The sequence below is a fragment of the Pseudomonas rustica genome, assembly GCF_018336155.1.
GTDB classification, from domain to species: Bacteria; Pseudomonadota; Gammaproteobacteria; order Pseudomonadales; family Pseudomonadaceae; genus Aquipseudomonas; species Aquipseudomonas rustica.
The window spans coordinates 293,039-315,945 of sequence record NZ_JAGYHF010000008.1 but is presented as its reverse complement, the minus strand read 5'-3'; the positions used below and the strand labels follow the sequence as shown (position 1 = coordinate 315,945).

Genomic DNA, 22,907 nt, shown 5'->3' with positions numbered 1-22,907 from the left:
ATCGTCATGGCCAAACCTGGATTTCGCCTCGCGCTGTTTGCCACCCTGCTGGCGCTGATTGTGGTGCTGCTCGGCGCGTATACGCGCCTGACCCACGCCGGCCTCGGCTGTCCGGACTGGCCGGGCTGCTACGGCTTTATCAGCGTGCCGAAAAGCGAAGCGCAACTGGCCCATGCCGAACTGCATTACCCCGATTCGCCGGTGGAGGCGCACAAGGGCTGGAACGAGATGATCCACCGCTACTTCGCCGGCACCCTCGGCCTGCTCATTTCGATTCTGGCCGGGCGGGCGTGGGTCAATCGACGTCATCCGGGGCAGCCGTTGAAACTGCCGTTGTTTCTGCTCGCGGTGGTGTTCGCACAAGCGGCGTTTGGCATGTGGACGGTGACGCTCAAGCTCTGGCCGCAGGTGGTCACCGGGCATCTGCTCGGCGGGTTTGCGACCTTGAGTCTGCTGTTTTTGCTGACGCTTCGATTGTCCGGCGTGTTGCCGGCGCTGACCGTGCCCAAGCGTTTGCAGTATTGGGCGACGGCGGGATTACTGTTGGTGATTGGTCAGATCGCGCTGGGTGGCTGGGTCAGTTCCAACTACGCGGCGGTGGCGTGTATCGACTTCCCGACCTGCCACGGGCAGTGGCTGCCGCCGGCGGATTTCGCCAATGGGTTTCATCTGACTCAACACATCGGCCCGAATTATCTCGGCGGGCAACTCGACAGCGATGCGCGCACGGCGATTCACCTGACTCACCGTATCGGCGCGTTGCTGGTGACGTTGGTGCTGCTCGGTCTCGCCTGGCAACTGAAAGTGGTTGGCATGACGCGGTTGGCCGGTCTGGTTCTCGTCGCCCTCGCGGCGCAGATCACCCTCGGCATCAGCAACGTGTTGTTCCATCTGCCGCTGCCGGTGGCGGTCGCACATAACGCTGGCGGTGCCGCGCTGTTGCTGACGATGGTGCTGGTCAATTACCACGCGCGCACCAGCCTGGTTCGGGTCAAACAACCGGTGCTCGCGCGCTGGCGCCTGAGCCCGCGCAAACATTCCGCCGCGCCCATCACTATTAAAGGAGAAACGCCGTGGCGATTCTGATTGGCGAACGTCCGCATCAGGCGATCTGGCGTGATTACCTGGAGCTGACCAAACCGAAAGTCGTGGTGTTGATGCTAATCACCTCGCTGGTCGGCATGTTTCTGGCGACTCGTGCCGGGGTGCCGTGGACGGTGCTGGTGTTCGGCAATCTGGGGATTGCGCTATGTGCCGGTGGCGCGGCGGCGGTCAATCATGTGGTCGATCGGCGCATTGATGCGGTGATGGCGCGCACGCACAAACGGCCACTGGCCGAGGGCCGGGTTTCGCCGGCGGCGGCACTGACCTTTGCGTTGGTTCTGGCGCTGCTTGGTCAGGCGTTGTTGCTGACCTTCACCAATCCGCTGACGGCGTGGCTAACGCTCGCTTCGCTGCTCGGTTACGCGGTGATCTACACCGGTTTCCTCAAACGTGCGACGCCACAGAACATCGTCATCGGTGGCCTCGCCGGCGCCGCCCCACCTCTGTTGGGGTGGACAGCCGCCACCGGCCACGTCAGCGCCGAACCGTTGTTGCTGGTGCTGATCATCTTCGCCTGGACGCCGCCGCACTTCTGGGCGCTGGCGATCCATCGCAAAGAGGAATACGCCAAAGCCGACATCCCGATGCTGCCGGTCACCCACGGCGAGCACTACACCAAAGTGCACATTCTGCTGTACACCTTCGCGCTGCTGGCGGTGAGTCTGCTGCCGTACGTGATCCACATGAGCGGCGTGCTCTACCTGATTTGCGCGCTCGGTCTGGGCGCAAGGTTTCTGCAATGGGCCGTGGTGCTGTACCGTGGCACTCGGCCGCACGCGGCGATCAACACCTTCAAGTACTCTATTTGGTACTTGTTCCTGTTGTTCATCGCCCTGCTCGTAGACCACTACTTACTGTTGAACCTATGACTCGAACCCAGAAAACCGTCTTCATCCTCGTCGCCGTGATCGCGCTGATCCTCGGCCTGACCGTCAACAAAGTGCTGAGCGGCAAGGGCCAGGGCGACCCCACGGCGTTGATCGACGCCGGCATTATCCTGCTGCCGCAGAGCCGCAATTTGCCGGACGTAACGATGACCGATCAGGACGGCAAACCGGTGGCGATCAATGAGCTGAAAGGTAAGTGGAGTTTGCTGTTTTTTGGCTACACCTTTTGCCCGGACATCTGCCCGACCACCCTCGCACAGCTGCGGCAGATCAAGAGTGAACTGCCGAAAGACGCTGTGGATAAATTGCAGATCGTGCTGGTCAGCGTTGACCCGAACCGCGATAACCCGAAGCAGTTGAAGCAGTATCTGGGCTACTTTGATCCGCAGTTTGTTGGTCTGACGCCGACCTCGATTGAAGAGCTGCAGAAGGTGGCGAATGCGGTGAGTATTCCGTTTATTCCGGCGGATACGAGTAAGCCGAATTACACCGTCGACCATAGCGGCAACCTCGCGGTGATTGGCCCGGACGGGACACAGCGTGGGTTTATTCGGGCGCCGTTGAACAACGCCAAACTGGTGGCGCAACTGCCGGTCATGCTTAACCGTAAGTGACAGTTTAAAAGCCAAGAGCCCCTCACCCTAACCCTCTCCCGGAGGGAGAGGGGACTGACCTAGGTGTTTTTTCGAGTTGCGCCGACCTGCAATTGTGAGTCGAACTCAGGCTCGAAAAGCTTGAAGATCGGCCCCCTCTCCCTCGGGAGAGGGCTGGGGTGAGGGGCAGCTTCACAACAGTTCCAAAGCCGAACACCAGACACAAAAAAGGGGACGCTCATGGCGTCCCCTTTTTTCGTTGCAGCAATCTAAATCAGAACGCCGGCAATACCGCGCCTTTGTACTTCTCGGTAATGAATTTCTTCACTTCCGGACTGTGCAGCGCAGCAGCCAGTTTCTGCATCGCGTCGCTGTCCTTGTTGTCCGGGCGGGACACGAGGATGTTCACGTACGGCGAATCATTACCTTCAATCACCAGCGCATCCTTGGACGGATCGAGCTTGGCTTCCAGCGCGTAGTTGGTGTTGATCAGCGCCAGGTCGACCTGTGTCAGCACGCGCGGGATGGTCGCGGCTTCCAGTTCACGGATTTTCAGGTCTTTCGGGTTGGTCGCGATGTCTTTGACGGTCGACAGGATATTGGTCGGATCCTTCAACGTGATCACGCCAGCCTTGGCCAGCAGCAACAGCGCACGGCCGCCGTTGGTGGCGTCGTTCGGGATCACCACGTTGGCGCCGCTTGGCAGGTCTTTCAGGTCTTTGATCTTGCTCGAGTAAGCACCCAGCGGCTCCAGGTGCACACCGGTCACGGCAACCAGGTTGGTGCCTTTGGCCTTGTTGAACTCATCGAGGTACGGCTGGTGCTGGAAGAAGTTGGCGTCCAGACGCTTTTCGGCGACCTGTACGTTCGGCTGAATGTAGTCGGTGAAGACCTTGACCTTCAGATCCACGCCTTCTTTGGCCAGGGCTGGCTTCACGAACTCGAGGATTTCTGCGTGCGGCACCGGAGTGGCGGCAACGGTCAGGGTTTCGGCGTGGGCCGAGAATGCTGCAACGGCAGCGAAAGCAGCGATCAGTTTTTTCATTCAGCTAACTCCTTATGAGGCGCCCGTCTGGCGCCTGCCAGCGAATGGCCGGCTCATCTGTTCAATACAAAACTGCTTATTTGCGCGAGAAATGCACGACCAAACGGTCGCCCACCATCTGCAGCACTTGCACCAGAATCAGCAGCAACACCACGGTGACGATCATCACGTCAGTCTGGAAACGCTGGTAGCCGAAACGGATCGCCAGATCACCCAGACCACCGGCGCCGACCACACCGGCCATTGCCGTGTAGGAAACCAGTGTAATCGCCGTCACCGTAATCGCTGCATAGATGCCCGGACGGGCTTCTGGCAGCAATGCGTTGAGAATGATCTGCCGCGTGGTCGCGCCCATGGCCTGGGTCGCTTCGATGATGCCGCGATCGACTTCACGCAGCGCGGTTTCCACCAGACGCGCGAAGAACGGCGTGGCACCCACCACCAGCGGCGGAATCGCACCGGCCACGCCCAGCGACGTGCCAGTGATCAGCACGGTGAGCGGGATCATCACGATCAACAGAATAATGAACGGCAGCGAACGCAGGATGTTCACCGCCAACGACATGATCGCGTAGAGAACGCGGTTTTCCAGCAACTGGCGCGGGCTGCAGAGAAACAGCAACACGCCCAGCGGCAGGCCGAGCAACACGGTGAACAGCAGCGAGCCGCCGAGCATCATCATGGTGTCGTTGGTCGCCAGGCCGATTTCCAGCCAGTCGATGTTCTGGAAGAACAGCTTGATGGCTTCTATCGCGGCGTCGTAATTCTTGATTGCAGCGTCGAACATTTCCATTAACGCAGCACCTCCATGTGGACATCAGCGGCGGTGAAGCGGGCGAAGGCCGCTTCCATGTCGCCACCGGTGACGGCCAGGGTCAATTGCCCGTAGGGGATGTCTTTGATGCGGTCGATGCGACCGGCGAGGATGCTGTAGTCGACCCCGGTTTCCCGGGCGACGGTACCAAGCAACGGTGCGTAGGTCGCTTCGCCCTGGAACGTCAGACGGACGATACGGCCCGGCACGTGCGCGAAATCATCACGCTGCTCGCCTTCATCGACCTGCTCGTCTTCCTGGACAAAACGCTTGGTGGTCGGGTGCTGCGGATGCAGGAACACATCGGCCACCGAACCTTGCTCGACGATCACGCCAGCGTCCATCACCGCCACTTGATCGCAGACGCGACGGATCACGTCCATCTCGTGGGTAATCAGGACGATGGTCAGTTTCAGCTCGCGGTTGATCTCGGCCAGCAGTTGCAGCACCGAGGCGGTCGTCTGCGGGTCGAGGGCACTGGTGGCCTCGTCGCACAGCAGAATCTTCGGCTTGGTCGCCAGAGCGCGGGCGATGCCGACGCGCTGCTTCTGGCCGCCGGACAATTGCGCCGGGTATTTTTTGGCGTGGTCGGACAAACCGACGCGCGCCAGCAGTTCAGCTACACGCTGATTGATCTCGCTGGTCGATAATTCACCGGCCAGGGTCAGCGGCAACGCAACGTTGTCGGCGACGGTCTTCGAGGCCAACAGGTTGAAGTGCTGGAAGATCATCCCGACTTGCTGACGGAAACGGCGCAGGCCTTTGGCGTCGAGCGCGGTGACTTCTTCACCGTCGACGAAGATCTTGCCGCCGCTGGAATCTTCCAGGCGATTGATCAGACGCAGCAGGGTACTTTTTCCCGCACCGGAATGGCCGATCAGGCCGTAGACCTGACCGTTCTCAATCGAGAGACTGGTCGGGTGCAGCGCGGGAATGTCCTTACCGGCGACGCGGTAAGTCTTGTGGACGTTTTGAAACTCGATCACGTAGCGAACCTTGTGGGGCGCGTTAGAAAAGGATCAGCGGTTAGCCGGGCGCGCATTTTAGCCTGTCCGTATAGAGGTTCTTAGCATTTATTTCGCAATTAACCTTCGATTTGGCAATAACAAGATCAAAGGTCATAAAAAAGGAACGCTCCGAGCGCCCCATCAGTCACTAAGTAAGCGACTTGAAAACCCTGGGTGCCGTGCCCGGGAACCACTCAAGAGTCCCCGGCAAACACGGGGTCAACCGAGGAGTTTACGACTGATGAGCAAGAAGCCTACGTCCGACAAAAGCCAGATGGCCGGAACCGATGCCCCGGATCGAGCCAACACCAACGCCAAACTCGACAGCCTGGAGAAGTTCCGCTCCGACGCCACTGGCCAAGCCCTGCGCACCAATCAGGGCGTCAAGATTGCTGACAACCAGAACACCCTGAAGGCCGGCCCGCGCGGGCCATCGCTGCTTGAAGACTTCATCATGCGTGAAAAAATCACGCACTTTGACCATGAACGCATCCCGGAGCGCATCGTCCACGCGCGCGGCACTGGCGCGCATGGTTTCTTTCAGGCTTACGAGAACCATTCGACACTGACCAAGGCCGGTTTCCTACAGGATCCGGGGAAAAAGACGCCGGTGTTTGTGCGCTTTTCCACGGTGCAGGGCCCGCGTGGCTCCGGCGATACCGTACGCGACGTGCGCGGTTTCGCGGTGAAGTTCTTCACCGATGAAGGCAACTTCGACTTGGTCGGCAATAACATGCCGGTCTTCTTCATTCAGGACGCGATCAAGTTTCCCGACTTCGTCCACGCGGTGAAACCTGAGCCGCACAATGAAATCCCTACCGGTGGCTCTGCCCACGACACCTTCTGGGATTTCGTCTCGCTGGTGCCGGAATCGGCGCACATGGTTATCTGGGCGATGTCTGACCGGGCGATCCCGAAAAGCCTGCGCAGCATGCAAGGCTTCGGCGTGCACACCTTCCGGCTGATCAACGCCGAAGGCAAATCGCGCTTCGTCAAATTCCACTGGCGCCCTACTGCCGGCACTTGCTCGCTGGTGTGGGACGAGGCGCAGAAGCTCGCCGGTAAAGACACTGACTACCACCGTCGCGACCTCTGGGAAGCGATCGAGATGGGCGACTACCCGGAATGGGAACTCGGTGTACAGATCATCGAGGAGGAAAACGAGCACGACTTCGATTTCGACATCCTCGACCCGACCAAGCTGATCCCCGAAGAAATCGTGCCGATCACGCCGCTGGGCAAAATGACGTTGAATCGTAACCCGGACAACTTCTTTGCCGAGACCGAGCAGGTTGCGTTCTGCCCTGGCCACATCGTGCCGGGCATCGACTTCTCCAATGATCCGCTGCTGCAAGGTCGGTTGTTTTCCTACACCGATACGCAAATCAGCCGACTCGGTGGGCCGAACTTTCATGAGCTGCCGATCAACCGCCCGGTCGCGCCGTTCCACAACGGCCAGCGCGATGCGCAGCACCGCACGGTGATCGATAAGGGTCGTGCTTCTTATGAGCCGAACTCGATTGATGGCGGCTGGCCGAAAGAAACCCCGCCGGCTGCACAGGACGGTGGTTTTGAAAGTTATCCAGAGCGCATCGATGCGAACAAGATCCGCCAGCGCAGCGAGTCGTTCAGCGATCACTTCTCTCAGGCGACGTTGTTCTTCAACAGCATGAGCCCGCACGAGAAGGAGCACATCATCGCGGCCTACAGCTTCGAGCTGGGCAAGGTTGAACGCGAGTTCATCCGCGCGCGCGAGGTGAACGAGATTCTGGCCAACATCGATCTGGAACTGGCCAAACGTGTAGCGGCCAACCTGGGTCTGCCTGCGCCTACCAAAGGCACGGTGAATGCGCGCAAGGTGTCGTTCGATCACTCGCCAGCGTTGAGCCAGGCGAATCTGCTGCCAGAGAACATCAAAACCCGCAAAGTGGCGATTCTTGCTGCTAACGGCGTCGATGGTGCGGCGATTGATGCGATGAAGAAGGCATTGGCGGCGGAAGGTGCGCACGCGAAATTGCTCGGCCCGACTTCGGCGCCGGTGAAAACTGCGGACGGAAAAATGTTGCCTGTGGATGCTTCGATGGAAGGCATGCCGTCGGTGATTTTCGATGCGGTGTTTGTGCCGGGCGGCGCGGCGTCGGTCAAGGCCTTGAGCGGTGACGGCGTGGCGTTGCACTACGTGCTGGAGGCTTACAAGCATTTGAAGGCGATTGCGTTGCAGGGTGATGCCAAGCAATTGCAGGATTTGCTGAAACTGGAAGCGGATGCCGGGTTGTTGCAAGGCAAGGATGTACCGGCGCTGACCAAGCCGTTCTTTGCTGCGATTGGGCAGCATCGGGTTTGGGCTCGTGAGCCTAAGGCTAAAGCCATTCCGGCTTAAGTTGTTGGCTGCCTGAAAGGACGCCTTCGCGAGCAAGCCCGCTCCCACATTGGATTCGTGTACGACACGGAACCAATGTGGGAGCGGGCTTGCTCGCGAAGCTTTTTAAGGTTTACGCGGACTCAAAACCATTTGCGCCGGCACGGTGCGCACGATCTGCTTCTCGATCTTCAGATCAAAATCCGGGTTGAGCTTCTTGACCCGTTTGATCAGCAACGTCGACAACCACGGATAGTCATTCGTCCGTGGTGCCTGAATCGTCACCCCACACTCATAATTCACCACATCGGCGGCGATCGCATCCAGTTGGCGGCGAAGTTTGTGGCTATCGGTGATATTCAGCGCAACCGTGGTGCTCTCGGCGGTCGGATCGATCACCTTGGCTTTCGGCTTGGCTTCGGCCGCCAGCAGCGCCGCTTCAGCCTTTTCCAGCTCAGCCTTGCGCGCTTCGGTGATGGCGCCGTTGACGCCACCGGTCAGCGCCGGCGCTTTCGGCATCAGCACGCGGGCACGGCTCAGCGCCGTAGCGGCGGCATTCACATCACCCTTCTGCAACACAATCTGGCTGCGACGCAGATACGCTTCGGCCAATTGCCGCTGGTATTGCTCAAGGGATTGATCATTGGGAGTTTCTTTCTGCAAAGCGGCCAATTGGTCTTCAGCGGTGGCCAGTTCGCTGCTGGCCAGGCTTTGCTCCAGCTGTGCGATGGCCGTAGCCCGCGCATCGGGGGCTTCAACCACCGGTGGGGTACTTTGGCAGGCGCCCAGCAGCACTGAAAATGCGACAAGGAGCAGATAACGGGAGGCGAACGGCTTCATTCCTGCGACTCTCTATTTGCGCAAAAAGCGGCCAAGTCTACACCCCACGACGGGGCAGAACAAAACTCAGCAGAAACAGTGCGGCCGCCGTCACAACGATTGACGGGCCTGCCGGGGTGTCCTTGAACCACGACAAAGCAAGGCCGCCACACACCGCGACCATACCCAGCAGGCTCGCGCCGACCGCCATCTGCTCCGGCGAACGAGCGTGACGCTGTGCCGCAGCCGCCGGAATGATCAGCAGTGAAGTAATCAGCAACACACCGACGATTTTCATCGCCACCGCGATCACCACCGCAATCAACAACATCAGCGCCATGCGCAGACCTGCAACCGGCAGGCCTTCGACCTTGGCCAGCTCTTCATGCACGGTGATCGCCAGCAATGGCCGCCACAATGTCACCAGCAACACCAGCACCGCCGCGCTGCCGCCGAGGATCCACGCCAGATCAGTCGGGCTGATCGCCAGCAGGTCGCCGAACAGATAGGCCATCAGGTCGATCCGCACTTCATGCATGAAGCTTAGTACCACCAGGCCGAGAGAGAGCGTGCTGGGTGCGAGAATTCCCAAAAGCGTGTCAGACGCCAGCGGTTGGCGCTGTTGCAAAGTCACCAAAAGCACCGCCAGCAGCAGACAGCCTACGGTGACCGCGACCGTCGGGCTGACATCCAGCAAAAAGCCCAGCGCCACACCGAGCAGCGCAGCGTGGGACAGGGTGTCGCCGAAATAAGCCATGCGTCGCCAGACCACGAACGAACCCAGCGGACCTGCAACGATCGCCAGCGCCAGACCTGCAAGCAGGGCATACAACAGAAAATCAGCCATGCTTGCAGTTGTCTCCGTGAACGTGAGGTTGGCCAATCACCGGCCCTTTGACCACCGAACCGTGCAGGTCGTGAGCGTGGTCGTGATGGTGGTGATAGACCGCCAGGCTCTGCGCGTTCTTGCCGAACAGCTCGACAAACGCCGGATCGCCGCTGACCTGCTCGGGATGCCCGGAGCAGCAGACGTGACGGTTGAGGCAGACCACCTGGTCGGTGGTGCTCATCACCAAATGCAAATCGTGGGACACCATCAACACGCCGCAACCATGGCGATCGCGCAGACGTGTGATCAGGCTGTACAGCTCGGCCTGCCCGGCGACGTCGACGCCTTGCACCGGCTCGTCGAGCACCAGCAATTCCGGCTCGCGCAGCAATGCCCGCGCCAGCAATACGCGCTGCATTTCACCGCCGGAAACGCTTTGCACCGGGCTGTCAATGACGTGTTCGGCGCCAACTTCTTTCAACGCGGCCAATGCACGCGGACGGTCAACGCCCGGCACCAGACGCAGAAAACGCAGCACAGAAAGCGGCAAGGTCGGATCGACGTGGAGTTTTTGCGGCATATAGCCGACGCGCAGTTTCGGCTTGCGCCAGACGCTGCCGCTGTTCGGTTTCAACAGCCCGAGCACGGCGCGCACCAGCGTGGTCTTGCCGGCGCCGTTGGGGCCGATCAGGGTGACGATCTGCCCCGGCTCGACGCTCAGCTCGATGTTGTCCAGCACGGTCTGCCCGGCAAACGTGACGGCGACCTGTTCCAGACGGATCAGCGCATTGCTCATCAAGCCCCCTGGCAACCGGAGCACAGGCCGACGACTTCGACAGTCTGCGCTTCGACGATGAAACCGACGTCTTTGGCGCTGTTGATAATCGCGTCGCTGATTACTTTTTGCTCAAGTTCGATGGCGGCGTGGCATTCACGGCAAATCAAGAACTGGCCCTGATGCGCGTGCTCCGGATGGACGCAGCCTACGAAGGCGTTCAGCGAAGAGATGCGGTGCACCAGGCCGTTTTCCAGGAGGAAGTCCAGCGCACGGTACACGGTTGGCGGCGCGGCGCGGCGGCCATCCTGCTCGCTGAGCACGGCGAGAATGTCGTAGGCGCCCAGCGGCTTGTGGCTTTGCCACACCAATTCCAGCACCCGGCGGCGCAACGCGGTCAGGCGCAAGCCTTTCTGGGCGCACAAGGTATCGGCCTCGGACAAAGCGCTGTGCACGCAATGTGAGTGGTCGTGGGGACGGCTGGCAATCGGTGTAATAGGCATGGGCGGCGACGAGTTTTGATAGAGACGTTATTATGTTACCCGTTCTCGCCTCCTTGAGTGGTCATCGTGTCCCGACTTTTTTCTGTTTTTGTGGCTTTTGTCGCCAGTTTTCTGCTGATCGGTTCGGCTCAGGCCCAGGTCAAAGTCCTCACCAGCATCAAGCCGTTGCAGCTGATTGCAGCGGCCGTGCAGGACGGTGTGGCGATTCCCGAAGTGCTGCTGCCGCCGGGTGCCTCGCCGCACAATTACGCGCTGCGGCCATCCGACGTACGGAAGGTGCAATCGGTCGATCTGCTCTACTGGATCGGCCCGGACATGGAGGGTTTCCTGCCACGCGTGCTGAACGGTCGTACGCTGCCGAGCGTCGCCGTGCAGGATCTGCCGGGGATGAAGCTGCGGCGTTTTGCTGAAGACAGCCACTCCCACGCCGAAGAGGCCGACGAGCATGATCACGATCACCGTCCAGGCACGCTGGATGCGCATTTGTGGCTGTCGCCGGTGAATGCGCGAGTGATCGCCGACAAGATGGCCGCAGACCTCAGCGCTGCCGACCCGGCGAATGCCGAGCGCTATCAGAGCAATGCCAAGGCGTTTGATGAGCGCCTGGATGCATTGGATCAACGCTTGAAGCAGCGTCTGGCCAGCGTAGAAGGCAAGCCGTATTTCGTCTTTCACGAGGCGTTTGATTACTTTGAAGAGGCTTACGGCCTGAAGCACACCGGGGTGTTCAGCGTGGCCGCCGAAGTGCAGCCGGGCGCGCAGCATGTCGCAGCGATGCGCAAGCGTTTGCAGGAAGTGGGCAAGACTTGTGTGTTCAGCGAGCCGCCGTTGCGTCCGCGTCTGGCGGAGACATTGGTCGCTGGCCTGCCAGTGAAACTGGCTGAGCTGGATGCGTTGGGCGGGTACACCCCGGCGACGGCTCAGGGCTATGAGCAGGTGTTGGAAAAGTTGGGGAATGATTTGGCCGGGTGCCTGGAATCTCTGTAAACCCGGCATCGGCGTCGACCCATTCGCGAGCAAGCCCGCTCCCACATTGGATTTGTGAACGACACAGAACCAATGTGGGAGCGGGCTTGCTCGCGAAGCTTTTAAAGGGCGAAAGGCAACGGTGTGTGCACCTGCTGCCGCTGCGCCAATTTCTGCTCAAACTCTTTTGGATCGTGAATCAACACGTCCTGCCCGGCAAACTGCTCCGCCGCGATCAACCGCGACAGCCAGAACCGCACACACGCCACGCGCAGCATCATTGGCCACAACTCAGCCTCTGCCGCCGTGAACGGCCGTAGCGCCGCATAAGCGCCAAGGAATGCGCGGGCACGCGGGCCATCGATCAAACCTTCTTCGTCCGAGCACCAGTCGTTCAAGGCAATCGCCACGTCGTACAGCATCGGCCCCGAGCAGGCGTTGTAGAAGTCGATCAGCCCGGTCAGGTGCGTGCCTTCGAACATCGCGTTATCGCGAAACAAATCCGCATGAATGTTCGCCCGAGGCAACGCGAGAATCTTCTCTTTGCGCTCGCTGATTTCATCCAGCGCCTTTTGCAGCAAGGCCCGTGGCTCATCGCTCAGGTGCGAGAGAAATTCATTGCCCTCCTCCAGCATCCAGTCGAGGCCACGATCAGTCTTGCGCTTGATCATGCGCTCGCCCTGCGTCGCCAGGTGCAGATGCGCCTGCAATTCGCCGACCTGCACGCAATGCTGGGCATTGGCCACTTTGATGTGTTTGCCGGACAGACGCGGTTGCAGCAGCGCCGGTTTGCCTTTCAGCTCGCGCAACGCCACGCCGTCAGTGGTGCGCAATGCGTACGGCACCGGCAGATCGGCTTCGTGGAGCACGTCGAGCAGGTCGATGAAGAACGGCATCTCCTGCACCGGGCCGCGCTCGACCAGGGTCAGGACAAATTCGCCCTGCTCCAGGCTGATAAAGAAATTGGTGTTTTCGCTGCCGGCGGCGATCCCCTGGAAATCAAGCAGACGGCCTAGCCCGTAAGGGGCGAGAAAGGTTTCCAGCTCGGGCCGAGCCAGGGGCGTGAACACAGACATGTTTTAACTGCCAGTACGGGCGCCGCCAATTGCGGCGCCGGGTGAATTAAAAACTTACTTCCATTCGAAAATCTTCCATGACGGAATCAGCATATCCGGCTGATCCGAGCGGATGAAGTTGGCATCCGTCCCGTCGGCACGCACCAGAAAGTATGGCGGAAAGCCTTTCTGGGTCACTTTGATCGCATAGAGGAAACCGTTCTGGCGGTACTCCTGAATGGTCTTGTCGCCTTCCGTGCGGATGGTAACTTCCGGCTCCCCTGTCGGTGCATCATCCGCCGCCATCGCGGCCAACGGTGAGGCAGCAATCAGACCGACCAGCAGCAAGCGATTTAACGTACGCATGATAACCTTGTCCCTTTGTCGTCAACGGTCCCGCTATTCTAGCGCCGGACCCGCCGAAAAGGTTGATCCTGCTCATGAGCCAAGCCCCCCTCGTCCTGGTGGACGGTTCGTCTTACCTGTACCGCGCCTTTCACGCGCTGCCACCACTGACCACTTCCAAAGGCCTGCCGACCGGTGCGGTCAAAGGCGTGCTGAACATGCTCAAGAGTCTGCGCAAGCAGTACCCGGACAGCCCGTTCGCCGTGGTGTTCGACGCCAAGGGTGGGACATTTCGCGATGAGATGTACGCCGAATACAAAGCCAATCGCCCAAGCATGCCCGACGACATGCGCGTGCAGATCGAGCCGTTGCACCAGAGCGTGATCGCCCTAGGTTTCCCGCTGTTGTGCGTGGAAGGCGTCGAGGCTGATGACGTGATCGGCACCCTCGCCCGCAGCAGCGCGGCGGCGGATCGTCCGGTGATCATCTCCACCGGCGACAAGGACATGGCGCAACTGGTCGATGGCCACATTACCTTGGTCAACACCATGTCCGGTAGCTCGATGGACGTGGAAGGCGTGAAGGAGAAATTCGGCGTCGCACCGGAGCAGATCATCGATTATCTGGCGCTGATGGGCGATTCGTCCGACAACATTCCAGGCGTTCCGGGCATCGGCCCGAAGACCGCTTCCGGCTTGCTGGTCGGCGTCAACGGTGGCCTCACCGAGTTGTACGCCAATCTCGACATCGTCCCGACCCTGCCGATTCGCGGCGCGAAAACCCTGCCGGCCAAGCTCGAAGAGCACAAGGAGATGGCATTCCTCTCCTATCAACTGGCGACGATCAAGATCGACGTGCCGCTGGACGTCGAACTCGACGATTTGCAGATGGGCGCGGAAGACCCGGCCAAGCTCTACGAGCTGTACTCGCTGCTGGAATTCAAAAGCTGGATCAATGATCTGGATCGCGACGCCAAACGGCTGGAATTGAGCGCGGCCAGCGAGCCTGCGCCGGCTGGCGATCTGTTCAGCGCGCCAGATATCGAAACTCCTGCTGCTCCGACCGAAGCGGCGTACGAAACCATCCTCGATCAGGCACGTTTCGACGTCTGGCTGGAAAAACTCAACAACGCCAAGCTGTTCGCCTTCGACACCGAAACCACCGGCATCGATGCGCAGCAGGCGCAATTGGTCGGCCTGTCGTTCGCCGTGCAGGCCAACGAGGCCGCGTACATTCCGCTGACCCACTCCTACATCGGCGTGCCAGAACAGCTGGATCGCGACACCGTATTGCGCGCCCTCAAACCAATTCTGGAAGACCCGAGCAAGCTCAAGGTCGGCCAGCACGCCAAGTTCGACATGAACATCCTCGCCAACTGCGCCATCGGTGGTGATCAGAGCCAAGGCATCACCGTGCGTGGCATCGCCTTCGACACGATGCTTGAGTCCTACGTGCTCAACTCCACCGCCACCCGCCACGACATGGACAGCCTCGCGCAGAAGTACCTGGATCACACCACTGTGAGTTTCCAGGACATCGCCGGCAAAGGCGCCAAGCAGCTGACTTTCGACCAGATCGCGCTGGAACAGGCCGGCCCGTACGCCGCCGAAGACGCCGACATCACCCTGCGTCTGCACCAGACTCTGTTCGAAAAACTCAGCGCGATCCCGAGCCTGGCCAGCGTGCTGACCGACATCGAAATCCCGTTGGTGCCGGTGCTGGCGCGCATCGAACGCCAGGGCGCGTTCGTTGACGCGGAGCTGCTCGGCATCCAGAGCATCGAGTTGGGCAACAAAATGGTCGCGCTGGAGCGCGAAGCGTTCGAGATCGCCGGGGAAGAATTCAACCTCGGCTCGCCGAAGCAACTGGGCGTGATTCTCTACGAGAAGCTTGGTTTGCCAGTGCTGAAGAAGACCGCCAAGGGCCAGCCGTCCACCGCTGAAGAAGTGTTGGCGAAACTCGCTGAAGATGATCACCGCTTGCCGAAGGTGCTGATGGAGCACCGCTCGATGAGCAAGCTGAAAAGCACTTACACCGATCGCCTGCCGGAGCAGATCAACCCGCGCACCGGGCGTATCCACACTTCGTATCATCAGGCGGTAGCGTCGACCGGTCGCTTGTCCTCCAGCGATCCTAACCTGCAGAACATTCCGGTGCGCACCGCTGAAGGTCGACGCATTCGTCAGGCGTTCGTCGCGCCAAAAGGCTACAAACTGCTGGCAGCGGACTATTCGCAGATCGAACTGCGGATCATGGCGCACCTGTCCAAGGACGAAGGCCTGATGAACGCCTTCCGCAACAATCTCGACGTGCACACCGCGACCGCTGCCGAAGTGTTCAAGGTCGAACTGCACGAAGTCAGCTCCGATCAGCGCCGTGGCGCCAAGGCGATCAACTTCGGCCTGATCTACGGCATGGGCGCGCAGAAGCTCGGCAAAGACATCGGCGTCGACACCAAGACTGCCAAGGCTTACATCGACACCTACTTCGCCCGCTATCCGGGGGTTCGCGAGTACATGGATCGCACCCGCGCGCAGGCAGCGGATCAGGGTTATGTCGAGACGTTCTTTGGCCGTCGTCTGTATTTGCCGGAGATCAACTCGAACAAGCCGCAGGAACGCGCTGCCGCCGAACGCACGGCGATCAACGCGCCGATGCAGGGTACGGCTGCCGATATCATCAAGAAAGCCATGGTGGCTGTTGATGAATGGCTGGCGACGTCCGGGCTGGACGCTCGCGTCATCCTGCAGGTACACGATGAATTGGTGCTGGAGGTTCGCGAGGATCTGGTCGAGCAGGTCAGCGCCGAAATCCGCGTGCACATGAGCGAAGCGGCGAAACTGGATGTACCGCTACTGGTCGAAGTCGGTGTAGGCAACAATTGGGATGAGGCTCACTGAGCCGTTTGAACACGGTTTGCCGCGACCTGTTGTCGCGGCAAGCCCGGTAAAACCTGCTTATTTCGAAAAGCGCTTGAGATTATTCCAAAGCTTTTTGAAAAAAATCTGAACTAATCTGGAAGGACACTACTCAGAGTTACTGAATGGCTGGTGAAGCCCTTCAATGCTCCTATGTTGTGTTAAGTGTTGGCAGATATCTGAACCCCGCCCTAGCGGTTCGGAACTTAAACCCCGGAATTCTCCCTCCCCAATGAAGTCCGGGGCTTTTTTTGCCCAAAATTTGTCTGTAGCGCGTTCATGCTGCGTTGAAAGCGCAGCTCAAATGCTCATTTAGATTCCCTAAACTCCGCTTTTCACTGCCCTTTCGCCTTGCCTGAACACACTACAAACAAATTTCCATATCCCGACTTACTCGGCTGCCGCCTCGGCGCCTTTGTCTGCCAGTTCCATCCAGCCGGCCAATACAGTGTAGGCCTCTTCCAGGCCCATGCGTTTTGGTGCGGAGAACAGTTGAATGGTGACTTGATCGCCCCAGCCTTTGCGAATTTCCGACTGCACTTTGAGCAGGGTGTTTTTGGCTGCGCCGTAGGTCAGTTTGTCGGCCTTGGTCAACAGGATGTGCATCGGCATGCCGGCCGCAACGGCCCAGTCGAGCATGAGCAGGTCGAAGTCGGTCATTGGATGACGGATGTCCATCATCAAAATCAAACCCTTCAAACTCTCGCGGCCACCGAGGTAAGCCTCAAGGTGACGCTGCCAGTGCATCTTCAGCGGGATCGGTACTTTTGCATAACCGTAGCCCGGCAGGTCGACCAGACGGCGATCTTCGTCTAGCTTGAAGAAGTTCAACAGCTGTGTGCGACCCGGCGTTTTCGAGGTGCGCGCCAGGCTGGCGTGAGTCAATGTGTTCAGTGCGCTGGATTTGCCGGCGTTGGAACGGCCGGCAAACGCGACTTCGAAGCCTTCGTCGTCAGGGCATTGATCGACTTTGGCGGCACTGAGCATGAACGTGGACTGTTGGCACAGGCCGAGGATGGGATTCTTGAGTTGCATGGGATTTCCGATGTGGGCGGCGCCGGGATTGGGCGCGGAACGCGGTGTCGCTTCCGTTTCAGTGACGCCAGTATATAATGCCGCAGATTTTGTGTGTGCTTTGTCCCAGCGAAGGATGAAGTTCACGAGAGCGACAGACTTTGATTGCGCATTAGAACGCAGAACGCTCTCAACCCTGAAAAGGTCGTTTTATGACGAAATGGCTGCTGGCTGCCGGAGTCTTGATGCCGCTTTACAGCGCACAGGCTACACAGGATCCGGAAGCTGTGTACAACCGTGTTTGTGGTGCCTGTCATTCCGGCCAACTACCCATGGCGCCCAAAAGAGGCGATCAGGAAGCTTGGACGCCGAGGTTGGCGAAAGGTATGGAGACGCTGGTGCAACACGTGACCCAGGGTTTCAAGGCGATGCCGCCGCGTGGTTTGTGCATGGACTGCAGTGCCGAGGATTACCAAGCCATCATCCTTTGGATGAGCGAGTAAACCCGGTCCATAACTTAACCCTTAGCCGTAGTTGGATTAGCTGATGAACAAATTGATCGTGAGTCTGCTGTTGACCGTGGGAATCTCAGGCTTCGCCCATGCTGCCGGTGATGCCGCAGCGGGCCAGGCAAAAGCCGCCGTTTGCGGAGCCTGCCATGGCCCGGACGGCAACAGCATGGCGCCAAACTTTCCAAAACTGGCCGGTCAAGGTGAACGCTACCTGACCAAGCAACTGCACGACATCAAGTCGGGCAAGCGCACCGTTCTGGAAATGACCGGGCTGCTGACCAACCTGAGCGATCAGGATCTGGCCGACATCGCCGCCTACTTCGCCAGCCAGAAAGGCAGCGTCGGCGCTGCCGATCCGAAGATCGTCGCTCGCGGTGAAGCGCTGTTCCGTGGCGGCAACCTCGCCAAAGGCCTGCCAGCCTGCACCGGTTGCCACTCGCCGAATGGCGCCGGCAACGCCGCAGCCGGCTTCCCGCACCTGGGTGGCCAACACGCTCAATACATCGCCAAGCAGCTGACCGATTTCCGTAAGGAAGAAGGCGGCCGTACCAACGACGGCGACACCATGACCATGCAGACCATCGCCAAGCGCTTGAGCGACGAAGATATCGCAGCGGTCTCCAGCTACATTCAGGGTCTGCACTAAGCGCGTTGTGGCGGGCGTTGAGCGAGGGTGAAGATCAAAAGATCGCAGCCTTCGGCAGCTCCTACAGGGGGGGTGCGTGATCCAATGCTGGAGTTGATATCTCCTGCAATGTTAACGCTCGATTAATCCGCCGCAGCAAGTATAAAAAGGGTGGCTTTGGCCGCCCTTTTTTGTGGCCGCTGCCGTTACACTACAGAACTCATGCCCGCCAGGATCTGTCTGAAAACAGGTCGCGCGAGGCGACCAAAATTGTCCAGGAGTAAAGCATGCGTAATCTGATCATCAGCGCCGCTCTCGTCGCTGCCAGCCTGTTCGGCGTCACCGCCCAAGCCGCCGAAGCCCCAGCCGCCCCTTACGTGGAGCTGGCCAACCCGGTACCGGTTGCAGAGCCTGGCAAGATCGAAGTGGTCGAGCTGTTCTGGTACGGCTGCCCGCACTGCTACGCCTTTGAGCCAGTGATCAACCCGTGGGTTGAAAAACTGCCGTCCGACGTCAACTTCGTGCGTATCCCGGCGATGTTCGGCGGCCCGTGGGACGCTCACGGCCAAATGTTCCTGACCCTGGAAGCGATGGGTGTCGAGCACAAGGTTCACGCGGCGGTTTTCGAAGCCATCCAGAAACAACACAAAAAGCTGACCGACAAGAACGAGATGGCTGACTTCCTCGCCACCCAAGGCGTGGACAAGGACAAGTTCCTCGCCACTTTCGACTCGTTCGCCATCAAAGGTCAGATCGTAAAAGCTCGCGAACTGGCCAAGAAGTATGAAATCACTGGCGTTCCAACCATGATCGTCAACGGCAAGTACCGCTTTGACATCGGCTCTGCCGGTGGTGCCGAACAAGCGCTGCAACTGGCAGACCAACTGGTCGCCAAAGAGCGAGCGGCAACCAAGGCTGCAGCCAACTAAGCGCCGCCCCCGCCATGCGCCGCTGGAAGTCTGAACGCATCGTTGGCCTGCATGATCCGCAGGTCAACGAGCATCACCTGGAGTCCACGGGCCTGCCCGCAGACCAACGTCTGCGCCTGCTCAGTTTCAATATCCAGGTGGGCATCAGCACCGAGCGCTATCGGCATTACCTGACCCGTAGCTGGCAGCACCTGCTGCCGCACAACGGTCGCTCAGGCAATCTGCAAAAGATCGGCGACCTGCTCGGCGACTTCGATCTGGTCGCCTTGCAGGAAGCCGATGGCGGCAGCCTGCGTTCGGGCTACGTCAATCAGGTCGAACACCTGGCCCAGCTCGGCGCCTTCCCCTACTGGTATCAACAACTCAATCGCAATCTCGGCCGACTGGCCCAGCACAGCAACGGCGTGCTCAGCCGTCTGAAACCGTCGGCGATTGAAGATCACCCGCTGCCCGGCCCGAAAGGTCGTGGCGCGATTCTGCTGCGTTTCGGCGAAGGCCCGGAAGCGCTGGTGGTGGTGATGATGCATCTGGCCCTTGGCGCGCGAACCCGCAGCCTGCAACTGGCCTATATTCGTGAACTGATCGGTGGCTACAAACACCAGGTGTTGATGGGCGACATGAACACCCACGCCAGCGATCTGCTACAACACTCTCCGTTACGCGATCTCGGCCTGCTGGCCCCGCAGGTGGAAGCGACATTCCCCAGCTGGCGTCCTCAGCGTTGCCTTGATCATATTTTGCTCAGCCCGACCCTGACCCTGGAAAAGGTCGAAGTGCTGGCGCATCCCATTTCCGATCACCTGCCGGTCGCGGTAGAGATTCGTCTGCCGGGTTCGCTCACGGCTGATGCATTGCCCGCGTTGAGTCCTGACCCTCGCGGAACCCCTGAATGAGCGACGAAGCCCAGCGCTGGAAAGAGAAATACCTCAAAAGCATCGAACAACAGGACAAACTCGAACGCCGCTGGGCCGCCAGGCTCGACCTGCTGCGTCGCGGGCTGGTGCGCAGCACATTGGCCGCCGAAGGCACCGACAAAGTCGTTGATCAGTGCATGAAAGAGATGCGCGACGTGGTGCGCACCGACGACATGGACGCCGGCCTCGCCGCCCTGCTGCCGCGTCTGGAAAAAGCCGTGCTCGACTCCGAGCAACGCCGCGAAACCCGTATCGATCAGGTCAGCACCGCACTGACAGCGCTGGTGACGCAACTGCAAGCCTTGCCGCTGCCTCGCGAAGTCGCGCAACCGCTGAAAAAATTCGCCAAGCAACTGGATGGCCGCGTCGGTTCAGCGCGGGAAATGCCGCTGCTGCTGAGTGAGCTCAGTGGTTTGCAGGGTAAAGCGTTGAGTCAGTTGGACGCGCCTGCCGAACCTGAGCGACCAGGATTGTTGCAGCGTCTGTTTGGCGGTCGTGACAGCGATGAAGCGCCGGCACCAGAAGCGCCCGCGCCGGTTCAAGCTGCTCAACCGGTTGCTGCACCCGAGCCTGTAGCGCCTGCCGAAGTCATTGAACCGGTAAAAGCTGCGCCTCCGCTCCAGGAAGCCCCTTGCGTTGCGATTACTGAAACACCCGCTACGGCGATTCAGGCAGAACCGGAAGTCTTCGCCTTCGTACCGCCAACCGTCGCCAGCGAAGCCGTCAGCGCTCCAGCAGAAGTCATCGCCGTCGAGCCGGAATCGCAGGTCATTGCCGCCCCTGCCCCCCACGTCGCCTTCAACCCCGACGAACTGATCCACCACAGCGATCCGTCTCCGCTGATCCTCGACAGCCTGCCGCTGCCCGAACCCATCGCCCAGGCACTGGCCGCGATCGACCCGGAACAGCCTGAGCAAGATATTCTCTTTTCCCTGCCGGACACCCCGGAGCCGTCCTACAGCTCCGTGGCCAAACACATCGAAGACACCCTGATCGGTCTGCTCGACGACCTGACCCTGCCCGAACGCCATCGTCCGCAAGCCGAGGCGATGCGCGAGCGGCTCAAGCACGGTCTGAACTGGTACGAACTGATCCCGATCCTCGACGATCTGGCGACGTTGATGCTGGCGATCACCGACAGCGGCCAGCACGAATTCGAAGCCTATCTGCAACAACTCAACGAACGCCTCGAAGCGTTCCAGAGCAATCTGCAAGCCGCCAGTGACGGCCATGCCGATAACAGCTCGGCGGCGCGGGCGATGGACACGCAAATCCGTGAGCAGGTCGACGGTTTGCAGACCAGCGTGCAGGAGGCGGCGGATCTGGATGACCTCAAGCAAGTGCTGGAGAATCATCTGGAAGGCCTGCTCGGCACCATGGATCAGCACCAGAAGCAGCGCGACGCCCGCGAGCAGGAAGTGGCGACGCGGCTCAAAGGCCTGTCCGAGCGCGTGGCGCACATGGAGCAGGAAGCCCAAGGCTTCCGCGAACACCTTGAAGAACAACGCCAGAAAGCCCTGATCGACCCGCTCACCGGTCTGCCCAACCGCGCCGCGTGGAGCGAACGCCTTGAGCATGAAATCAAGCAGTGGCAGCAGCACGGCAACACCCTGAGCCTGGCGATGCTCGATCTCGATCACTTCAAGCGCATCAACGATAACTACGGCCACTTGGCCGGCGACAAAGTGCTGAAGATCATCGCCACCGTGTTGCGCAAACGCCTGCGCGGTTCCGATTTCATTGCGCGTTTTGGCGGAGAAGAGTTCGTGCTGTTGTTGCCGGCCACGCCGCCAGCGCTCGGCGCGAAACTGTTGGAAACGCTGCGCGCAGCGATCGAGGCCTGCCCGTTCCACTTCAAGGGGGAACGCGTGACCATCACCATTTCCATGGGGCTGGCATCATTCAAGGCCGGAGAACACAGCGATCTGGTGCTGAAAAGAGCCGATCAGGCGCTGTACCGGGCAAAAAATGCAGGACGCAATCGGGTCGAGCTCGGCTGAGCAATTTGTTCCATTTTGTTTAAATCCGCCCGCTGACCGTCGAGACGCAAGGCAGTACGTTACACTGTTGCATTACTGTCTTGCGTGTATTGCCCTCAGCCATGAAATTTTTTGCCCTCCTCGCGTCGCTGCTCGTTCTGGCCGGTTGTGCCAGCGCCCCGCGTTACGACACCAGCCACCCTTCGGCCAATTACGACAGCCGCATTCAGTTCGTGATCGTCCATTACACCTCCGCTTCGCTGGAGCGTTCGCTGCAATTGCTGACCCACGGCGAAGTCAGCAGCCATTACCTGATCAGCGATGACAAGAACGCGACCGTCTACAAGCTGATGGATGAAAACCAGCGCGCCTGGCACGCCGGGGAAAGCCAATGGCAGGGCCGCACCTGGCTCAACTCCAGCTCGATCGGCATCGAAATCGTTAACCCAGGCTTCAAAGACACGCCAACCGGCCGCCTCTGGTATCCGTACAGCGAAGCGCAGATCCAAGGGCTGATCGCCCTGCTCAAAGACATCAGCAAACGCAACGGCATCAGCCCGCGCCACATCATCGGCCACAGCGACATCGCGCCGTTGCGCAAACTCGATCCGGGCCCGTTGTTCCCGTGGAAGCGTCTGGCGGCCGAAGGCCTCGGCCTGTGGCCGAACGAACAAGCGGTGGCGCGCCAGCAGGCGTTGTTCAACAGCGGCGAACTGCCGAGCATCAGCTGGTTCCAGGGGCAACTCGCGCACCTTGGTTACGACACACCGCAGACCGGCGAACTCGACGTCGCCACCCGTCACGTCCTCGCCGCGTTCCAGATGCACTATCGCCCTTCGCGCTTCGATGGCACCCCGGATGCGCAAACGGCGGCGTTGTTGCTGGTACTTAATCAGACAAAATAATGACGCCCGC

Annotated in this window: 22 protein-coding genes; 12 read left to right on the top strand and 10 right to left on the bottom strand. The window is 59.9% G+C overall.

Features of this window, described 5'->3' with window-relative positions:
- Positions 1 to 6: 6 nt before the first annotated feature.
- From KFS80_RS17875 to KFS80_RS17865, 3 genes are read left to right on the top strand one after another with little or no spacing between them, the layout of a single operon-like run.
- The gene (locus KFS80_RS17875; RefSeq protein ID WP_053125428.1) at positions 7 to 1,086 is read left to right on the top strand and encodes a COX15/CtaA family protein; all 1,080 of its coding nucleotides are present in this window, start codon (positions 7 to 9) and stop codon (positions 1,084 to 1,086) included.
- Positions 1,074 to 1,973 carry a heme o synthase gene (gene cyoE, locus KFS80_RS17870; protein ID WP_160054517.1) on the top strand — a complete coding sequence of 300 codons (900 nt, stop codon included), beginning with the start codon at positions 1,074 to 1,076 and terminating at the stop codon, positions 1,971 to 1,973. The genes KFS80_RS17875 and cyoE overlap by 13 nt, the downstream gene beginning before the upstream one ends.
- The gene (locus tag KFS80_RS17865; protein WP_007911741.1) at positions 1,970 to 2,605 is read left to right on the top strand and encodes an SCO family protein; all 636 of its coding nucleotides are present in this window, start codon (positions 1,970 to 1,972) and stop codon (positions 2,603 to 2,605) included. The genes cyoE and KFS80_RS17865 overlap by 4 nt, the downstream gene beginning before the upstream one ends.
- 253 nt (positions 2,606 to 2,858) lie before the next feature.
- Here KFS80_RS17865 and KFS80_RS17860 read toward each other — a convergent pair whose 3' ends face one another.
- The 3 genes from KFS80_RS17860 to KFS80_RS17850 all read right to left on the bottom strand — a co-directional run bounded on the left by KFS80_RS17860 (position 2,859) and on the right by KFS80_RS17850 (position 5,429).
- Positions 2,859 to 3,629 (bottom strand): MetQ/NlpA family ABC transporter substrate-binding protein, encoded by a 771-nt coding sequence (locus tag KFS80_RS17860; RefSeq protein WP_159813371.1) that lies wholly within the window; start codon positions 3,627 to 3,629, stop codon positions 2,859 to 2,861.
- Positions 3,630 to 3,705: 76 nt separating this feature from the next.
- On the bottom strand, positions 3,706 to 4,416 hold the full coding sequence (locus KFS80_RS17855; protein WP_172680176.1) for a methionine ABC transporter permease: 711 nt from the start codon (positions 4,414 to 4,416) through the stop codon (positions 3,706 to 3,708).
- A 5-nt stretch (positions 4,417 to 4,421) separates the two neighbouring features.
- Positions 4,422 to 5,429, bottom strand: coding sequence for a methionine ABC transporter ATP-binding protein (locus tag KFS80_RS17850; RefSeq protein WP_007911748.1), 1,008 nt, complete (start codon positions 5,427 to 5,429; stop codon positions 4,422 to 4,424).
- Between the two features lie 259 nt (positions 5,430 to 5,688).
- Between KFS80_RS17850 and katE the strand changes: the two genes are divergently transcribed.
- The gene (katE, locus tag KFS80_RS17845) at positions 5,689 to 7,830 is read left to right on the top strand and encodes a catalase HPII (RefSeq protein ID WP_212545487.1); all 2,142 of its coding nucleotides are present in this window, start codon (positions 5,689 to 5,691) and stop codon (positions 7,828 to 7,830) included.
- A 105-nt stretch (positions 7,831 to 7,935) separates the two neighbouring features.
- Here katE and KFS80_RS17840 read toward each other — a convergent pair whose 3' ends face one another.
- From KFS80_RS17840 to KFS80_RS17825, 4 genes are read right to left on the bottom strand one after another with little or no spacing between them, the layout of a single operon-like run.
- Positions 7,936 to 8,649 carry a PA5502 family lipoprotein gene (locus KFS80_RS17840; RefSeq protein ID WP_212545460.1) on the bottom strand — a complete coding sequence of 238 codons (714 nt, stop codon included), beginning with the start codon at positions 8,647 to 8,649 and terminating at the stop codon, positions 7,936 to 7,938.
- Positions 8,650 to 8,686: 37 nt separating this feature from the next.
- A complete protein-coding gene (znuB, locus tag KFS80_RS17835; RefSeq protein ID WP_159813375.1) occupies positions 8,687 to 9,475 on the bottom strand; it encodes a zinc ABC transporter permease subunit ZnuB in 789 nt (262 codons plus the stop codon).
- Positions 9,468 to 10,253, bottom strand: coding sequence for a zinc ABC transporter ATP-binding protein ZnuC (znuC, locus tag KFS80_RS17830; protein ID WP_053125416.1), 786 nt, complete (start codon positions 10,251 to 10,253; stop codon positions 9,468 to 9,470). The genes znuB and znuC overlap by 8 nt, the downstream gene beginning before the upstream one ends.
- Complete coding sequence (locus KFS80_RS17825; RefSeq protein ID WP_053125415.1) at positions 10,253 to 10,735, bottom strand: Fur family transcriptional regulator; 483 nt, start codon at positions 10,733 to 10,735, stop codon at positions 10,253 to 10,255. The genes znuC and KFS80_RS17825 overlap by 1 nt, the downstream gene beginning before the upstream one ends.
- A gap of 66 nt (positions 10,736 to 10,801) precedes the next feature.
- Here KFS80_RS17825 and znuA point away from each other — a divergent pair, with 66 nt between their 5' ends.
- Positions 10,802 to 11,722 (top strand): zinc ABC transporter substrate-binding protein ZnuA, encoded by a 921-nt coding sequence (znuA, locus tag KFS80_RS17820; RefSeq protein ID WP_212545459.1) that lies wholly within the window; start codon positions 10,802 to 10,804, stop codon positions 11,720 to 11,722.
- A gap of 101 nt (positions 11,723 to 11,823) precedes the next feature.
- On the opposite strand, the gene KFS80_RS17815 is transcribed toward znuA, so the two are convergent.
- Both KFS80_RS17815 and KFS80_RS17810 read right to left on the bottom strand, forming a co-directional pair.
- Complete coding sequence (locus KFS80_RS17815; RefSeq protein WP_212545458.1) at positions 11,824 to 12,777, bottom strand: homoserine kinase; 954 nt, start codon at positions 12,775 to 12,777, stop codon at positions 11,824 to 11,826.
- Between the two features lie 54 nt (positions 12,778 to 12,831).
- Positions 12,832 to 13,122, bottom strand: coding sequence for a DUF2782 domain-containing protein (locus KFS80_RS17810; RefSeq protein ID WP_159813381.1), 291 nt, complete (start codon positions 13,120 to 13,122; stop codon positions 12,832 to 12,834).
- Positions 13,123 to 13,196: 74 nt separating this feature from the next.
- Here KFS80_RS17810 and polA point away from each other — a divergent pair, with 74 nt between their 5' ends.
- A complete protein-coding gene (gene polA / locus KFS80_RS17805; RefSeq protein ID WP_159813383.1) occupies positions 13,197 to 16,001 on the top strand; it encodes a DNA polymerase I in 2,805 nt (934 codons plus the stop codon).
- Between the two features lie 408 nt (positions 16,002 to 16,409).
- Here the strand turns inward: polA and yihA are convergent, their stop codons facing one another.
- Positions 16,410 to 17,054, bottom strand: coding sequence for a ribosome biogenesis GTP-binding protein YihA/YsxC (gene yihA, locus KFS80_RS17800; RefSeq protein ID WP_122604724.1), 645 nt, complete (start codon positions 17,052 to 17,054; stop codon positions 16,410 to 16,412).
- Between the two features lie 191 nt (positions 17,055 to 17,245).
- Between yihA and KFS80_RS17795 the strand changes: the two genes are divergently transcribed.
- The 6 genes from KFS80_RS17795 to KFS80_RS17770 all read left to right on the top strand — a co-directional run bounded on the left by KFS80_RS17795 (position 17,246) and on the right by KFS80_RS17770 (position 22,897).
- Positions 17,246 to 17,536, top strand: a complete 291-nt coding sequence (locus tag KFS80_RS17795) for a c-type cytochrome (RefSeq protein WP_053125398.1) — start codon at positions 17,246 to 17,248, stop codon at positions 17,534 to 17,536.
- Positions 17,537 to 17,579: 43 nt separating this feature from the next.
- Positions 17,580 to 18,191, top strand: coding sequence for a c-type cytochrome (locus tag KFS80_RS17790; protein ID WP_008081240.1), 612 nt, complete (start codon positions 17,580 to 17,582; stop codon positions 18,189 to 18,191).
- Positions 18,192 to 18,457: 266 nt separating this feature from the next.
- Positions 18,458 to 19,099, top strand: coding sequence for a thiol:disulfide interchange protein DsbA (gene dsbA, locus KFS80_RS17785; RefSeq protein WP_159813385.1), 642 nt, complete (start codon positions 18,458 to 18,460; stop codon positions 19,097 to 19,099).
- Between the two features lie 14 nt (positions 19,100 to 19,113).
- On the top strand, positions 19,114 to 19,992 hold the full coding sequence (locus KFS80_RS17780; RefSeq protein ID WP_159813387.1) for an endonuclease/exonuclease/phosphatase family protein: 879 nt from the start codon (positions 19,114 to 19,116) through the stop codon (positions 19,990 to 19,992).
- Entirely contained in the window at positions 19,989 to 22,013 is a 2,025-nt protein-coding gene (locus KFS80_RS17775) for a GGDEF domain-containing protein (protein WP_212545457.1), read from the top strand. The genes KFS80_RS17780 and KFS80_RS17775 overlap by 4 nt, the downstream gene beginning before the upstream one ends.
- A 101-nt stretch (positions 22,014 to 22,114) precedes the next feature.
- Complete coding sequence (locus KFS80_RS17770) at positions 22,115 to 22,897, top strand: N-acetylmuramoyl-L-alanine amidase (protein WP_212545456.1); 783 nt, start codon at positions 22,115 to 22,117, stop codon at positions 22,895 to 22,897.
- Positions 22,898 to 22,907: the final 10 nt, after the last annotated feature.